Source organism: Bradyrhizobium yuanmingense (assembly GCF_025200905.1).
Classification (GTDB): domain Bacteria; phylum Pseudomonadota; class Alphaproteobacteria; order Rhizobiales; family Xanthobacteraceae; genus Bradyrhizobium; species Bradyrhizobium yuanmingense.
Map to the genome: position 1 here is coordinate 5,306,330 of NZ_CP104173.1, position 15,723 is coordinate 5,322,052.

At 61.0% G+C, this 15,723-nt stretch carries 12 protein-coding genes and 2 pseudogenes; 7 read left to right on the plus strand and 7 right to left on the minus strand.

Annotated elements, in window-relative coordinates:
- Window positions 1-135: 135 nt before the first annotated feature.
- Window positions 136-1,161 (minus strand): annotated as a pseudogene (locus N2605_RS25120) (IS110 family RNA-guided transposase).
- Between the two features lie 330 nt (window positions 1,162-1,491).
- Here N2605_RS25120 and N2605_RS36500 point away from each other — a divergent pair.
- Window positions 1,492-1,608: pseudogene (locus N2605_RS36500) on the plus strand (RraA family protein); the annotation flags it as partial.
- Window positions 1,609-1,708: 100 nt separating this feature from the next.
- On the plus strand, window positions 1,709-1,819 hold the full coding sequence (locus tag N2605_RS36505; RefSeq protein WP_425248863.1) for a hypothetical protein: 111 nt from the start codon (window positions 1,709-1,711) through the stop codon (window positions 1,817-1,819).
- An 829-nt stretch (window positions 1,820-2,648) separates the two neighbouring features.
- Here N2605_RS36505 and N2605_RS25130 read toward each other — a convergent pair.
- The 6 genes from N2605_RS25130 to N2605_RS25155 are packed head-to-tail and all read right to left on the minus strand — an operon-like array spanning window position 2,649 to window position 9,865.
- Window positions 2,649-4,148 (minus strand): CoA-acylating methylmalonate-semialdehyde dehydrogenase, encoded by a 1,500-nt coding sequence (locus N2605_RS25130; RefSeq protein ID WP_260343415.1) that lies wholly within the window; start codon window positions 4,146-4,148, stop codon window positions 2,649-2,651.
- Between the two features lie 41 nt (window positions 4,149-4,189).
- Entirely contained in the window at window positions 4,190-5,704 is a 1,515-nt protein-coding gene (locus N2605_RS25135; protein ID WP_260343417.1) for an ABC transporter ATP-binding protein, read from the minus strand.
- A 40-nt stretch (window positions 5,705-5,744) separates the two neighbouring features.
- The gene (locus N2605_RS25140; RefSeq protein WP_260343419.1) at window positions 5,745-6,671 is read right to left on the minus strand and encodes an ABC transporter permease; all 927 of its coding nucleotides are present in this window, start codon (window positions 6,669-6,671) and stop codon (window positions 5,745-5,747) included.
- A 3-nt stretch (window positions 6,672-6,674) separates the two neighbouring features.
- Window positions 6,675-7,751 carry an ABC transporter permease gene (locus N2605_RS25145; protein WP_260343421.1) on the minus strand — a complete coding sequence of 359 codons (1,077 nt, stop codon included), beginning with the start codon at window positions 7,749-7,751 and terminating at the stop codon, window positions 6,675-6,677.
- 9 nt (window positions 7,752-7,760) lie between these two features.
- Window positions 7,761-8,873 carry a BMP family ABC transporter substrate-binding protein gene (locus tag N2605_RS25150; RefSeq protein WP_260343422.1) on the minus strand — a complete coding sequence of 371 codons (1,113 nt, stop codon included), beginning with the start codon at window positions 8,871-8,873 and terminating at the stop codon, window positions 7,761-7,763.
- Window positions 8,874-8,905: 32 nt separating this feature from the next.
- Window positions 8,906-9,865 carry a dihydrodipicolinate synthase family protein gene (locus N2605_RS25155; protein ID WP_260343424.1) on the minus strand — a complete coding sequence of 320 codons (960 nt, stop codon included), beginning with the start codon at window positions 9,863-9,865 and terminating at the stop codon, window positions 8,906-8,908.
- A gap of 178 nt (window positions 9,866-10,043) precedes the next feature.
- On the opposite strand from N2605_RS25155, the gene N2605_RS25160 reads away from it, so the two are divergent.
- From N2605_RS25160 to N2605_RS25180, 5 genes are all read left to right on the plus strand, one after another.
- Window positions 10,044-10,856, plus strand: coding sequence for a FadR/GntR family transcriptional regulator (locus tag N2605_RS25160; RefSeq protein WP_260343425.1), 813 nt, complete (start codon window positions 10,044-10,046; stop codon window positions 10,854-10,856).
- Between the two features lie 470 nt (window positions 10,857-11,326).
- Window positions 11,327-12,763 carry an ABC transporter substrate-binding protein gene (locus N2605_RS25165; protein ID WP_260343426.1) on the plus strand — a complete coding sequence of 479 codons (1,437 nt, stop codon included), beginning with the start codon at window positions 11,327-11,329 and terminating at the stop codon, window positions 12,761-12,763.
- A 61-nt stretch (window positions 12,764-12,824) separates the two neighbouring features.
- Window positions 12,825-13,748, plus strand: coding sequence for a carbohydrate ABC transporter permease (locus N2605_RS25170; RefSeq protein ID WP_260343427.1), 924 nt, complete (start codon window positions 12,825-12,827; stop codon window positions 13,746-13,748).
- Window positions 13,745-14,584 carry a carbohydrate ABC transporter permease gene (locus N2605_RS25175; RefSeq protein WP_260343428.1) on the plus strand — a complete coding sequence of 280 codons (840 nt, stop codon included), beginning with the start codon at window positions 13,745-13,747 and terminating at the stop codon, window positions 14,582-14,584. The genes N2605_RS25170 and N2605_RS25175 overlap by 4 nt, the downstream gene beginning before the upstream one ends.
- Window positions 14,585-14,594: 10 nt before the next feature.
- Complete coding sequence (locus tag N2605_RS25180) at window positions 14,595-15,695, plus strand: ABC transporter ATP-binding protein (RefSeq protein ID WP_260343429.1); 1,101 nt, start codon at window positions 14,595-14,597, stop codon at window positions 15,693-15,695.
- Window positions 15,696-15,723 lie beyond the last annotated feature (28 nt).

Below are 15,723 nucleotides of genomic sequence, written 5' to 3' on the forward strand. Positions count from 1 at the left end.
GGATCAGGTCCAAATCACAGCAGCGTGCTCGGGTAGCACTTGGGCATGTCCTGGTTTTCCTGACCCCGTCTCTCGACTGTTGCGCCATACCTTCCGTTTGACCTTCCTACATCTCGACGACCTCTGACCGGACGGCTATGCCGCCACGGTCGGAGCTTTGTAGACCCCACCGTTGGCCATCAGAGCCCAGACGATGCGAGCCATCTTGTTGGCAAGGGCAGTAGCCGCCAGCATGGGCGGCTTACGGGCAATCATGCGCCCTAGCCATGATGACGGTGACGCACCTCGTCACCGTGCATGCTGCACGACCGCCGTCGCACCGATGATGAGTAAGCGCCGCAACGTTCGCTCCCCCATCTTCGATGTCGCGCCTAACTTCTGTTTGCCACCCGTGGAGCGCTGCAACGGCGTCAGCCCCAGCCATGCGGCAAAGTCCCGCCCACACCGGAAGCTTGCTGCGGCAGGTGCAAGGGCAAGCAATGCCGTCGCCGTCATTGGTCCCACGCCAGGAATCGTCATCAAGCGCCGGGCATCTTTTTCTTTTCGGGCGCGGCGGACGATCTCACGGTCGAGTTTCTTGATCTGTGTTTCCAGTGTGGCCATGGTCTTGATCAATATGTCGAGTGCAAACCGTGCCGCTGCGGGTACGTCGGTTTTCGGGTCCGTCACCCACTCGACAAGCTGTGTGACATGAGCCGTGCCCTTCGGCACGATCAACCCGTATTCGGCGAGATGACCGCGCAAGGCATTGATCATCTGGGTCCGCTGCCGGATCAACAGGTCGCGAGTCCGAAACACCACTGCGCTCGCTTGTTGCTCTTCGCTCTTGACGGGAACGAAGCGCATGGTCGGTCTCTGGGCCGCCTCGCAGATCGCCTCCGCGTCAGCCATGTCGTTTTTCTGCCGCTTGACAAAGGGCTTCACGTAAGCCGGCGGGATCAGTCGCACTTCATGGCCGAGCTCGCCGATCTCACGAGCCCAGTAATGCGCACCCGAACAGGCTTCCATTGCCACGAGACAAGGCGGCTGCTCGGCAAAGAATGCCAGCATTTTATTGCGGCGCAGTTGTTTGCGGAAAACCACCTTGCCGGTGGCATTGGCTCCGTGAGCCTGAAAAACATACTTCGCCAAATCCAACCCGATCGTAGTAACTTCGTTCACGGACGCTTCCTCTCTCGTGATGGCTGTTCAACACCCTTCACTTTGGCACATTGATGCCGTCGAGGGGGCGTCCACCCCATCACAGCAAAAGGCGCGCAGCTTGACCGATGCCAGAAAACTAACCGGCCCGAACGCCTCGCCACTGGGCGAGATCAAATCGGAAAGGTGGGCGACATCGTCTCGGAATCGGCGGGCAGCTTCATATCGGTACAGCCGGGCGACTTCGTCTCGTACCCCGACATGGTGATCGCCTGCGAGGGCATTCCGAAGAGCGGTGGCGACAACCTCGCTATCCTTCGTGCCTACGATTTCTGCCGTTCCGGCGACGTGATGGTTGCGGATGCCGCCGGCGATATCTCCAACGCACTGGTCAGTGGCATGATGACGCTCAGCACAGCCTCGCTCGGGCTTGCCGGCATGGTGCTCGACGGCGCCAGTCGCGACGTTGCGGAAATCTTTGCACGCACTTTTCTCGTGTACGCGCGCGGCGTGACTCATCGTGAGTCCATAAAAGGACGGTCCCGGAGCGATCAACGTCTCGATCACGATCGGCGGTATGCCCGTGAACGCGGGCGACATCATCGTAGGGGATCAGGACGGGCTCCTCGCATTCCCACCGACCCTGGTCGCAACGGCGATCGAAAGGGCTCTGGCGTAGAAGCAAAAGGAACACGGAACGATCGATGCCATCCGCGAGGGCCGATGGGGATCGCGCCTTCGTCGATGCGCTTGAGGCGCGACCGCCCACTTCATGTTGTTCACGTGCTTACCGATGAGTCCATTTGTCAAAGACCTTCACGTTCATGTTTACATGCATCTTTAATCCCACGCGGGGGTCGTGAGTAGCGAGATACTCGGTGAAAGTCGGAGGATCGCCGGCCTTCTTGATCGCCTCGTACCCCTTCTGATATTTGGCTCGGTTTCCAGGGCAAACGGATTTTGCTGCGGCCCGAAATTCCGGCATTGCAACCGGTTGCCGGGAAAGCGATCACAAAGCGCGACCAAGGACTTCGGCTTCTTTCGGCCATGCGGACGGTGTTCCGTTCAAGTGGAGCTGGAGATGCGCTTTCGCTTGGATGAGCAACACCGTATCGCGGTCGAGATCGAGCGGACACCAAGGCTGCGAGAGATTATTGCCTCTGATCAGGTTCTCACCCCTTATCTGGACAGGCTGGAGGACAGCGGCAGGTCAGATGATCTCGTGTTCTTTCAGGACATGCTCGGCCGCTTGTTTGAAGGTCTTCTCCTTCTTTTGAGAAGTCCGGCCTTCAGCGCGAGATACCAATCTTTTGCGAATTGCTTCGCGAGGCGCCCGCAGCATATCTCACGGAGATCTCCACGATTGTTAAACGCGGACATAGGCTCTATCCGTCGATCGTCACGTGTCACGGCGGGTAGCGGATCAAGTTACCTGAAGAAAAGCGAGGGCCTAAGAGGCCCCCGGAGTCAGGGGGAAGCGACGTTCAAAGACTCGATAGCACTTCTGCCTACGACATCGTCGGCATGACGAATTCGGCACCGGCTCGTATTCCAGTCGGCCAGCGGCTGGTGACTGTCTTCATCCGGGTGTTGAAGCGAACGCCTTCCGGGCCGTGCATGTGATGGTCGCCGAAGATCGATGCTTTCCATCCACCGAAGGAATGAAAGGCCATCGGCACCGGAATCGGAACGTTGATGCCGATCATACCCACTTTGATCTGATGCGCGAATTCACGTGCAGCATCGCCATCACGTGTGAAAATGGACGTGCCATTGCCGAATTCGTGTTCATTGATCATGCGCGCCGCTGTCGCGTAGTCTGGCGCTCGAACGACTGACAGCACAGGTCCGAAGATCTCTTCCTTGTAGATCTTCATGTTCGTCTTGACATGATCGAACAGAGTTCCGCCTACAAAGAAACCATTCTCATAGCCCTGCATCCTGAAATTGCGTCCGTCGACCAACAACTTTGCGCCCTCAGCGACACCGGCATCGATATAGCTCCGGACCTTCTCTAGGTGCTGTTTCGTCACGAGAGGCCCCATCTCCGCTTCGCGGTCGGTACCCGGCCCAATCTTCAGGCTTCGAACCTTCGGTTCGAGCGCGGAGATCAGCTTGTCCGCGGTCCCCTCGCCGACCGGCACGGCAACTGAGATCGCCATGCAGCGTTCGCCGGCGGAGCCGTAGGCGGCTCCCATCAACGCGTCGACTGCCTGATCCATGTCGGCATCTGGCATCACGATCATATGGTTCTTGGCGCCACCAAGCGCCTGGCAGCGCTTCCCCGTGTTCGCGGCCGTCGAATAGATGTACTGCGCGATCGGTGTGGAGCCCACGAAGCTGATCGCCGAAATATCTGGATGATGCAGCAGCGCGTCGACAGCCTCCTTGTCGCCTTGCACCACGTTGAACACACCGTCCGGCAGGCCAGCTTCCTTCAGCCACTCCGCCATGACAAGCGATGCCGACGGGTCGCGCTCGGACGGCTTCAAAATGAACGCGTTTCCACAGGCGAGGGCGACCGGAAACATCCACATCGGAACCATGACCGGGAAATTGAAGGGCGTGATTCCGGCGACAACACCGAGCGGCTGGCGGGTAGAATAGCTGTCGACGTGGGTACCGACATTCTCTGTGAGCTCGCCCTTGAGGAGCTGCGGAGCGGCCGTGGCAAACTCGACCACCTCCATTCCGCGCTGAACTTCCCCGACAGCGTCGGAGTGAACCTTGCCATGCTCGGCGACGATCACGTCGGCGAGCTGACTTGCGCGATCCTCCAGAATCCGCAGAAATCGATTGAGGACGCGTGCACGGCGTAGAGGCGTCGTGTCGGCCCAACCCTGGGCCGCCCTGCTGGCGGCGGACACCGCGTCGGCCACCACGGCCGCGTTCGCGGCCACAACACGGCCCGTCTGCTCGCCCGTTGCCGGGTTGAAGACCGGCAAGCTGCGCTCGCTGCCACCCGGGACCTGCTTGCCGTTGATGAAATGATTGATCTGCGTGACCACGAACGTCTCCTCCTTTTTTTCTGATCAGACCCGCCCTCAAGTCAGGCCGCTTTCATTCCCGCCATGTACTTGCCGATCACGCGCTTGTTGGCACCCTCGGCTGACACTTCATGGACGATGCGACCCGCGCTCATGACAAGGACCCTGTCGACCAAACCAAGCAACTCGTCGAGATCCTCCGAGATGAGCAGCACTGCGGCTCCGCCGTTCCGGGCCTCGAGGATCCGACGGTACGTTTCTTCGCACGCAACGAAGTCAAGACCGAATGTCGGATTCGACGCGACCAGCAATCGAACGTCTTGCGTGAGCTCTCGCGCCAGCACGGCGCGTTGAACATTGCCACCGGATAGCGCGCTCATGCTTGCGTGCAAGCCAGGGGCCTTGACACGGAATTGTGCGACCAGCCTCTCGGCCTGCTGTGCGAGCGCGCCGTAGTTCATTGCGATACCACGGCAGAGCGGCATCCGATCGAAATTACGCAGTGCAAGATTCTCGGCCAGCGACATGCGATCGATGCAGGCGTTCTTCAGGGGCTCTTGCGGCAGTCCATAGACGCCGAGGCGAGCGATTTCCTGTCGCGTACCGTTGAACGGTGAGCCGGACACGGTCATCGTACCGCTGCGATCCCGCTGCCCCATCAGGGCCTCGACCAACTCCATTTGTCCATTTCCGGATACCCCGGCAATCCCGACAATCTCGCCTGCCCGAACCTCGAGCGAGAGATCTTTCACGGCGGGAAGACCATTGTCGCCGTTCACGCGGAGGTCGCTGATGGAGAGGATAATATCGGACCTTGGCGGTGATTTCGAAGCGTGCTGCACCATCTTGCTGACGGGCTCTCCGATCATAGCTTCTGCCAGAGCGTCATCGGTCAAATTGGCAACGGCGCCCGTTCGCACTGACGCGCCTCGACGCAGCACCGTCACGTCGTCGGCGAATCGGCGCACTTCATGGAACTTGTGGCTGATCAGGATAGCACTGAGTTCGCCCGCCCGTGTCAGGCTGCGAACATGGCCGAGCACTTCATCGGCTTCTGCCGGCGTCAGCACCGACGTCGGTTCGTCCAGGATGAGGAGCTTGCGCCCGAGATAGAGCTGCTTGACGATCTCGGCCTTCTGCTTCTCGCCCGCGGAGAGCTGCGAGACGCGTACGTCGAGTGGCACGTGAAAAGGAAGCTTCTTGGTGACTTCCGCCAGCCGCCTCAGCTCGCTTTGCCAGTTGATATAGGCCTGCAATCTCGCGCCGCTGACGACGAGATTCTGCGCCACGGTCATCGACGGCACGAGAGTAAAATGCTGATACACCATGCCGATGCCGAGCGCATCGGCATCCTTCGGCGAGTTCAGCCGGTGCTCGCGCCCATCCACCTGGATGTGACCCTCGTCTGGATTGTAAAAGCCCACCAGGCATTTGACCAACGTGCTCTTCCCAGCGCCGTTCTCCCCGAGCAGCGCGTGGACGGTGCCCGAGCGGATCAGCAGCGATACGTTGTTCAGGGCGAGGTTTGCCCCGAAACGCTTCGTCATGTTCTTGAGCTCGACTTGCGGAACGCTCATCGGACTATCCTTCGAGGATGAATTCTCGTCACAGCGTTTCTCACCGGTGCAGCTTGAGCTCGCCCGGCGCATCGGCGAACGGAGCCGCCCGCGACGTCGACGCAACCATGATTGCAAGGGTCAGAATGTAGGGAGCCGCATTGAACAGGTAGTAGTAGCCGGTCACGCCAATGCCCTGGAGCGCAGGACCAAGAGCGCCCGCCCCGCCGAACAGCAGCGATGCGCCGAGGGCGTTGATCGAACGCCAGCGGGCAAAGATGACGAGCGCGACTGCCATGATGCCTTGGCCACTCGACAGGCCTTCGCTCCAGCTCCCCGGATACGAAAGCGACAGGAAGCTGCCGCCGATGCCGGCGAGAAAGCCGCCCGCCATGGTCGCGATGATTCGTACCCGCAGCACGGGAAAGCCAAGCGCGCGTGCGGCATCCTCGCTATCTCCCACCGTACGCAGCATCAGCCCCCAGCCGGTCCTGTTCAGGAAAACGTAGACAGCAAAAGCCAGTGCAATTCCGACGAAAAACAGTGCGTTGACGTCCAGCGCAGCTCGCACCTGCGGAACGGTCGACCAAAATCCGAGTCCAATCGAGGGAAGCGGCGGCGCTTTGGGCTCGATCAAGGGTTTGCCCAGGAAGAACGCGAAGCCCGTCCCCAGCACGATCAGGCTTATGCCGATCGCGGTGTCATTGACGCGCTTCACACTGCATAAAAGGCCATGCAGCAGCCCGAATGCCATTCCGGCAAGTCCGGCCGAAAGCACGCCGAGCCAGGGCGAGCCGGAGAGGTAGGAGATCGCGTATCCCGCCATGGCCCCGAGCATTAGCGTACCTTCGAGGCCTAGATTGATACGGCCCGATTTCTCCGTGATCAGCTCACCGATGCTCACGAAAATGAAGGGTGTCGACACACGGATCGCCCCACCCAGGATCGCGAGCGGCAGCGCAAGCCAGCCGATTGAAGTAGCGTCCATCTCTTACCTCCGCGTCGTTTCTCGGAGTTGTTGCGCAATTGCGTCCGCGACGAGAACGCAAACGAAGATCAGACCCTGGAACACCAGCATTGTCGCATCGGGAAGTCCGAGACGCCGTTGCAGCAAACTGGCGCTCGCCTGCATGCCGCCGATCAACAGCGCGACGGCGACGATCGCAAGCGGCTGGTGACGCGCTAGGAACGCAACCAGGATCCCGCTATAACCATACCCAACGATGAGTGAGGAGTTGGCGGTCCCCTGCACGGCCGCCACTTCGATCGCGCCGGCAACTCCCGCCATACCGCCTGCCACGACCGAGGCGCCGATGATCCAGCGATTCACGGCAAGACCGATCATCCTCGCGACCCGAGCACTTCCGCCGACCACTCGCAGGGCAAACCCCCAGCGCGTGTAACGGAGCACGACATGTGCGGCGATCGCCAGCAATAGACTGACGGCAAGGCCGGCGTGGACGCCCACGCCTGGCAGCGTCGGCAGCATGTAGGAGGGATCGATAGGGTGGGTCGACGGCTTGTCGAGACTTGCCGGATCGCGCAACATACCTTCGGTCAGGTGGTGGAAGACGGCGATTCCGATATAGGCCAGCAGCAGACTGGAGATCGTTTCGTTGACGCCGCGGTATTGCCGGAGCACACCGACCAGACCGAACCAGAGTCCTCCGATCAAGCCGCCGGCCAGCAACATCAGGAGTTGCATGGGAAGCGCGTGCGCCCCCGCGAACGGCAGCGTCACAACGGCTCCCGCGAGCCCGCCCAGCACCAAGGCCCCCTCGCCGCCGATGATCACCAGCCCCGCTTGCGCGGGGATCGCAACGGCGAGCCCCACGAGGACAAGAGGAGCGGCGCGCGACAAGGTATCCTGCCAGGCGAAGCTGCTGCCGAAGCCGCCCTGGACGATCAGGCCGAACACCGTGGCGGGGTTCTGTCCGTACAAGGCGACGAACGCCGCGAAGATGGCCGAGGCTAGCAGCACCGCCAGGAAGGGCAAGGCCACACTGAGTTGGGCTGCATTTCCCAGCGGCTTCGAAGGCACGGATTCGATTCCGGAAATCGAAGACAAGAGCGCCTCCTAGACTTGGCCGATGATGCCTTCGACGAGATAATTGATGCCGTCGAGCGCTCGGTCGTTGCTGCTCTGCATAACGCCGGCTGGGATGACGACGTTGCCCTTGTTGTCCTTGAGCGGGCCGCTGTAGATCACGCGCGTGCCGCCGATGAGGTCTGCGCGCGCCGTCTCGGCCGCTGCGCGCGCCTCGGGCGTAACGAGTTTCCCGAACGAGCTGTTCTTGACGAAATGATCACCAAGCCCGGCACGGAGATAGTGCTCCGGCTTCTTGCCGCCACGCACGCTGCCGGCATAGACGAGGTACGGCGTGATCCAGTTCCACTCGGCCCCCGTGAGATAGCCGTTGGGAGCCACATCGGCCTGACTCGAATGGTAGCCGCATGACATGACGCCGCGCTTCTCCGCCGTCTCGATCACGACCTTCGGGCTATCGACCTGAGCGGCGATGACGTCGGCCCCCTGGTCGACCAACGTGTTCGCCGCTTCCGCCTCACGCACAGGAAGCACCCAGTCGCCAGTGAAGATGACCTGCACCTGAATTGCCGGATCGACTGAACGCGCGCCGATCGCAAAAGCGTTGATGCTGCGCAGAAGATTGGGCGTCGGCTTTGCAGCCACGAGGCCGAGCTTCTTGCTCTTCGTCATGTGGCCAGCGATGATTCCCGAAATGTACTGCGCCTCGAAGATGTAGGCGTAGAACGTGCCGATGTTTTCGGGCATGCCTGCCGCCCACACGCCGCCGGTGTGCGCGAAGGTGACGTCCGGATACTTGGCCGCCATTTCCAGAACGTGCGGCTTGAAATAGCCAAAGGACGTCGCCAGGATGAGTTGAGCGCGGTCCTGACGGATCATGCCTTCCATGCTGCGTTGGGCCGCGATCGTTTCCGGGACGCGCTCCTCCTCGATCACCTTGATGCCGGGCAGCTTCTTCAGGGCCGCGGCAGCCTGCGCGTGGGACTGGTTGAAGCCGTAATCCTGCTTGGAGCCGGAGTAGAGAACTCCGACGGTGAGCGGCGTCTCCGCACGGGCAACGGTGCTCTTGAGAACGAATGGTGCGGAGCCGGCAGCGGCCAACATCTGGAGCACCGAGCGACGGTCAACAGGCTTCAAAGTCATGTTCCCCTCCATTGAAGATTGCAATCAGCAACTCACGATGAAATTCGTTCGGCAGCAGGCAGCAGGCCGGGCGCACCACATGCGATGAGATCGGCTTCCAGCTCCCGTTTTTCAGCAGCGGACAGCGGCGTGACCGGCGAGCGCACGGCGCCGCCGGCAAGGCCGATCAGATCGCACCAATGTTTGACCGCCGCATTCGGCATGTGACCGCGCTTCAGCGGGTCCATGATCCACTTGTTGAAAATGACCCGTTGCGGGGCGAGTGAAGCACAGATGCGAGCTGCTTCTTCCGTCCGCCCGGCCGCCAACAGAGCCACGTAGTCTGCGATCGGGCGAAACTCGCCGCGTTGATAGAGGTAGGGCTCGGGGTCGGCATAGAGGATCGACTGACCTTCGGCCTGCATGTTGGCGAAGAAGTTTTCTTCCAGCGGGTCTGACACCAGCACGCCGTTTCGTGCAGCCTGGCGAAGCGCTGCGTTCTCGGCCGCGTTGCCTGTCGTCTTCAGGACCTTGAGATTTGGTAGTGAGCAGAGCTGCGTGAACACGCCGGGATCCAATGGGCTGCCCGCGGCGGTGCGCGCGTTGAAGATGACGATCGGCATCTCCAAGCGGACGCAGATGTGGTGCAGATACGCGAACTGCTGCTCAGGGGATCGCGGCCCGGAGGTTGGGACCATGAGCACGGCGTGGCTGACGCCCAGCCGCCGCGCGTGCTGGCCGAGCTCGATGGTTTCCTCGACCGAGGGACCCGAGATCACCGCGGAAATCCCAAGGCGCCCCCACGCCTCGTCCGCAATGACCTCGATGACACGCTTTCTCTCCTGCAGCGTGAGCGACCAGACCTCGCCGATCAGCCCATTGCAAAACACGCCCGCCAAGCCGGTTGCGATGTAGTGGCGGACGTTCCGGCGCACTCCGGCCTCGTCGATGGCACCGGATGCATCGAAGGGGGTGTGAATCGCCGCCCAGATTTCCGGAATGTTCCACATCATCGCCACTCGCTCCCTTCTTATCCGACCGGTCTATTCTATTTATCATTATAAACCGGATTTGCATGAATATGCCTATTATGGGAGAAGTGTCAATCGACGAGTCGGTTCTTTCCCTGGCCCGCGCCAGGTTCGCCCCGGAACAGGCCCTTTCAAGCTACTGGTAGACTTGGAGACCGGAATGACGATCGAATTGGAAAAATTGCCGCGGCCTGGGGGGCGGCTGAAAATTCAAAAGCGCGCCGACCTCGTTACCGAAGAGATCAAGCAGCTGATCACCCAGAAGAACCTCCGTCCGGGCGACAAGCTTCCGATGGAGAAAGAGCTTCAGCGGCTGTTTTCGGTCAGCAAGAGCACGATCCGCGAGGCGCTCAAGTCCCTCGAGGTGCAGGGACTGATCACCATCAGCACCGGCCCGACCGGCGGGGCGACGATCATGGAGGTCCCGCTCGAGCGCACCTTTCAGCTGTTGCAGAACTACCTGTTCTTCAAAGAGGTCAGCATGGAGGACATCTATGCGGCCCGCCGCTTGCTGGAGCCGGAATTAGCTGCCGGCTCGGTGCCATTTCTGTCGGACGAGCAGCTCGACGCGCTCGAGCAGAACATTGAAACATGCCAGCCGGCCTCGCAGGACCCGTCCCTTCTGGTTCGTCAACGCCAGGCCGATCTCGACTTTCACGACATCCTGGCTGCAGCAAACCCCAATCCCTTCCTGCGCTTCGCATGCGAGCTGATCAACGAGATGCTGCGTCGGCTGGTTGTCTTCAGCACCCAGACGCCTCCGGAAGAGCACACGCGATTTGGCTGCGCCAACGTCAAGATTCACACGGAGATCGCCAAGGCCGCCCGTGCACGCGACAGCGAGCGCGTGCGCGCGCTCATGAAGGCGCATATGGAGGAAGCTTCGGAATACGTGAAGCGGTTGGATGGCCGTCTCGACGGCCGACTTATCCTCGACTCGGAAATGGCGCCGCGCCCGCGACCACTGTCCTGAAGCGCGGCCTATTCGGCTACGATCGCACCCGGCGCGAGCATTACGTCTGGACAGTCCTATAAGCCTGTTCTCCTGCCCGATCGAGCAACCGCATGATCGACTCGCTTTGCTTCTGAGAGACCTCAGCAAATAGGTGACTGCAGTTCACCAATGCTTGCAAAGTTCTCATTTGTCGACCAGTTCCGCCTCGACGCAGACTAGCCCCAAAGTCAACGCTCTCGAGCGTTTTGGGGAGGATACGTGCTTCTACAACGCCAACTGGCGTCCATTCAGGTTGTGGGCGACAAGCCCGGACCCGCGATGCGCCTGCGCTGCAAATCCTCGACATAGATGAATTTGTTTCTCTCGGCCCGGTCACCGCCGACGGCGTCCGTTCACGCCGGCGGCTGACTAACCAGGCCAGGATCACGTGAGAAGCGCTCCGAAGCCGGCTCTCCCGGACTCCGGACGCCCAAGAGGAGGAGGAAGGGATGAATTTCAGGACGTTTCTCGGCGCGGCCGCAGTGCTAACGCTGGCTGCAGGTTCGGCGCCGGCTGCCGACAAGGATGCCGCCGAAACAGCGGTGGAAGCCGCGAAGAAGTACGCGGGCACAACGATCAGCATCGTCTGGGAGGCCGGTCTCCAGTCTCTGGACCCGCTGAACTATTCGGGCCCGCAATGGGAGAAGCTCACTGGCATCAAGGTGAAGGTAGTCGAGGTACCGACCGATCAGATGTTCACCAAGATCATGCAGGATTTCAAATCAGGCGCAGGGGCTTATGACGCGCTGAACGTCATCCCCTCCTGGATGCCCGATCTTGCACGCGCCGGCGCGCTCGAGCCGCTCGACAAATATGTCGACAAGTTCGGCTATCGCGACGAACTGCAGGACATTGCGGCCGCCTATCGCGACAATCAGATGCAGTATGACGGGAAGATCTACGGCTTCCCGGACGATGGCGACGTGATGTTGCTCTATTACCGGAAGGACATCTTCGAGGATCCGAAGATGAAGGACGAATTCAAGGCGAAGTTCGGTTACGAGCTTGCGCCGCCCAAGGACTGGAAACAATTCGACGAAATCGGCCAGTTCATCACCGACAAGATGGCGCCCAAGGTTTACGGCGCCGGCTTCTTCCGCACCGCGCCCTATCCGCAATACATGTTCCAGGAACGCTTCCGCATGGAAGGCGGCAAATTCTTCAATGCGGATACCATGAAGGCCACGGTGAATGGCGACGTCGGCCTCAAGGTATTCAAGCAGATGCTGGCGGAGAACAAGTTCATGCCTCCGGGCGTGGAGCAGTGGAATTTCGTCGACAATCTCGCCGCGTTCCTTCAGGGCACGACCGCGATGACGATCTCCTGGCCGCCCTACGGTCGCTGGGCCGCGGGCTACGGCTCGGGCGAGCAAGCCCTGAAGTGGGTGCCAAAATCGCAGGTCGCCGGCAAAGTCGGCTATGCGCTCACGCCTCTCGGCCGCCCCGAGCTCGGCGTCGGCTTCGACCTGTCAGTCTCGGCCACCAGCAAGAACAAGGAGGCCGCGTATCTCTTCATTCAGTGGCTGAACAGCAAGAAGACCAGCCTCGAGCGCGTCCAGCTCCCCTATACGCTGCGCGATCCGTTCCGCCTCTCCCACTACGCGAGCGAGAAGTATCGTGGCCTCTGGCCTGACGCTGCCGCCTATCTCGACACGATCAAGACGTCGGGCGAGAAGGGCCTGCTCGATCTCTCGCTGCTGCAACAGGACAAGTACGACGAGGCGATGACCAAGGCGATTTCAAGCCTGTGGGCCGGTGAAGATCCCAAGGCCATTCTCGATCGCATGGCGCAACAATTCGACGCGATCACGGAGAAGGTCGGCGTCGAGAACCAGAAAGCCGTCTACAAGGTCTGGGCCGCAAAGCCCGGCGCCTACCCGCAATAACTGACTGGATACCGCACGGGAGGCATCGCCCTCCCGTGCCGTGCCGTTTTCCGGACTGATGATGACAGTTTCTGTGAGCCTCAATGGCGCCGAGCAGCGCCGCCCCAGCCGCTTCGGGCGCATGCTCGAGGACCGTCTGCCCTATCTCATAGTCGCACCGGCTATCCTAATTCTCCTCCTGGTCGGCCTGTTCCCTCTGATCTACTCGCTTATCGTGAGCTTCCAGCGCATCACGATGACCGAGAACGACACGTCCTTCGTCGGCCTCTTGAACTATGCGGAGCTGTTCAGGGATATCCGACTCTGGGCTTCGCTCGGTCATACCGCCATCATCACCGCGATCGCTCTGCCCCTGGAGCTGCTGATCGGCTTCCTAATGGCGCAGCTCTTCATTGATCGGATGCCGGGTCGACAGATCTTCGTCGCGCTGCTGGTGCTTCCGACGGTGATCTCGCCGATCGTCGCGGGCGCGACATGGCGCCTCATGTTCGACGTCCGCTTCGGTCCGATCGGCCAGATCCTCAGCTTCATCGCGGGTGAGCCGGTCCGGATCCTGTGGACTGTCAATCCCGCCTACGTCTATCCGGCGATCATCATCTGCGAGGTCTGGCAGTGGTCGCCGTTCATGTTCCTGCTGCTGCTCGCCGCACTATCGAATGTTGACCAGTCGCAGCTTGAGGCCGCGGAGATCGATGGGGCGTCGTACCTGCGCGTGCTTCGCGCGATCGTTCTGCCGGCGATCGCGCCCGTGATCGCCGTCGCCTGCCTGATCCGCGGCCTCGATCTGGTTCGCATCTTCGATATCATCTGGGCCCTCACCGAAGGCGGGCCGGGCTCGATGACCGAGACCATTTCGCTCTACACCTATGTGCAGGGCTTCTCGCAATTCGAGACCAGCTACACGGCCGCGATCTCCTTCCTGGTGATTGCGCTGCTGACGCTGATCACGACCCTGGTCCTCAAGCGCATGGAGCTTGTGCGATGAGGATCGGCAGGCTTCCGGCGAGAAAGACTCGGATCCTCACGGCCCGCTATCTCGGCGCGGGCGTCGTAACGCTGCTGTTTCTGTTCCCGGTCTACTGGCTGTTCATGATTTCGTTCAAGACACCGGACGAGATCTACCACGTCCCGCCCTTGTGGATTCCCGGACAGATCCAGTTCTCAAACTATTACGTCTTGTTCAAAGATGGCGACGTCCTGGCGATCCTGAACAGCCTAATCGTCGCCGGCGTCAGCTCCGGCATCGCAATCGTTCTCGGGACGCTCTGCGCCTACAGCCTTGCCAGGTTCGGCACCGGCGGCGAGAACCTCGCGATGTGGATCATCTCCCAGCGCATGATCCCACCGATTGCGGTCGTCTTCCCGATCTTCCTGATCTACGTGTATTTCGGCCTCGTCGACAGCTATTTCGGGCTGATCCTGCTCTACACGGCCTTCAATCTTCCCTACGTGATCTGGATGATGCGCGGCTACATCGTCGACGTGCCGCTGGAGCTCGAGGAAAGCGCTCTCGTCGACGGCCTCAATCGATGGGAGGTGATCTGGAAGGTCGTCTTCCCGATGGTTCGCCCCGGCCTCATGGCGACGTCGGTCTTCACCTTCGTGTTCGCCTGGAACGACTTTCTGTTCGCACTCGTGCTCACGCGCACCGAGGTCATCACCTTTCCGGTGATGCTGACGCACTATTTCGGCGGCCAATCGAATTTCTGGGCGAAGATCGCGGCGATGTCGGTCCTGGGGACGTTGCCGATCTTCGTCGCGGTCTCGGTGATGCAGCGCTATCTCGTGCGCGGCATCTCGCTGGGCGCAGTCAAGGGTTAGGGAGAGCGGAGTGGCTGACGTTAAGCTGTCCGGAGTACACAAATATTACGGCAACGTGCATGCAGTCAGGGGAGTTGATCTCACCATCGCCGATGGTGAATTCGCTGTGCTGGTGGGGCCGTCCGGCTGTGGCAAGAGTACTCTGTTGCGAACCATCGCCGGTCTCGAGGATCCGGATGGTGGAACGATCACCATCGGCGGCGCGGTGGTCAACGATTTGCGCCCGCGCGAGCGCAATATTGCGATGGTGTTTCAGAACTATGCGCTCTACCCTTATCTGACCGTCAGCGAGAACATCGCCTTCGGTCTGCGCGCGCGCAAGACTCCCGAGATCGAGATCAGGAAGCGGGTCGGTGAAGCCGCCGAGATGCTCGGCATCGGCAATCTCCTCCAGCGCTATCCGCGGCAGCTCTCCGGAGGACAGCGTCAGCGCGTCGCCATCGGCCGCGCCATCGTTCGCAAGGCCGACCTGTTCCTGTTCGACGAGCCGCTCTCGAATCTCGACGCTCAGTTGCGTGACGAAATGCGCACCGAGATCAAGCGCCTGCATCACGAGATTACGACGACCATGATCTACGTTACCCATGACCAGGTCGAGGCGATGACGCTGGCCGACCGCATCGTGTTGCTGCGCGAGGGACAGATCGAGCAGCAAGGCGCTCCGCTCGAGCTGTTCGAGCAGCCGCGCACGGGGTTCGTTGCCGGCTTTCTCGGCTCTCCCTCGATCAACCTCATCCCCGCGATCCTCAAGACAAACGGCCGCGACGCCGCAGTGGTGTTTCAGTCCGGCGGTGAACTGACGCTTCCGAGCGCGAAGGCGAGGCCGCTGGCCAGTATGGATAGGCGAGAGATTCTCGTCGGCATTCGGCCCCAGCACTTCAGTCGGGCCGGCGGGCCATTGCGCGAAGGCGCGGTCTCCTATTCGGCCACTGCCGATCTCATTCAGCCGACGGGGACACGCACCTTCACCACCATCAAGATCGGCGGCGTCGATGCGGTTGCCGAGCTGCAGGCCCACGACGTCAGCAGCCATGGCGAGCAGGTCGACCTAGCCATCGACCTCAATCGCGTGGTGCTGATCGATCCGGCCAGCGGCCTGGTCATCGCATAACGAGAGCAACATTCGAGAACGGGAGGGA

What these genes read in the sequence shown, in the direction of transcription:
- N2605_RS25135 (WP_260343417.1), bottom strand. Translation starts at nt 5,704, where the DNA reads ATGAGCGTTCCGCAAGTCGAGCTCAAGAACATGACGAAGCGTTTCGGG.
- N2605_RS25140 (WP_260343419.1), bottom strand. Translation starts at nt 6,671, where the DNA reads ATGGACGCTACTTCAATCGGCTGGCTTGCGCTGCCGCTCGCGATCCTG.
- N2605_RS25150 (WP_260343422.1), bottom strand. Translation starts at nt 8,873, where the DNA reads ATGACTTTGAAGCCTGTTGACCGTCGCTCGGTGCTCCAGATGTTGGCC.
- N2605_RS25155 (WP_260343424.1), bottom strand. Translation starts at nt 9,865, where the DNA reads ATGATGTGGAACATTCCGGAAATCTGGGCGGCGATTCACACCCCCTTC.
- N2605_RS25160 (WP_260343425.1), top strand. Translation starts at nt 10,044, where the DNA reads ATGACGATCGAATTGGAAAAATTGCCGCGGCCTGGGGGGCGGCTGAAA.
- N2605_RS25165 (WP_260343426.1), top strand. Translation starts at nt 11,327, where the DNA reads ATGAATTTCAGGACGTTTCTCGGCGCGGCCGCAGTGCTAACGCTGGCT.
- N2605_RS25170 (WP_260343427.1), top strand. Translation starts at nt 12,825, where the DNA reads ATGACAGTTTCTGTGAGCCTCAATGGCGCCGAGCAGCGCCGCCCCAGC.
- N2605_RS25175 (WP_260343428.1), top strand. Translation starts at nt 13,745, where the DNA reads ATGAGGATCGGCAGGCTTCCGGCGAGAAAGACTCGGATCCTCACGGCC.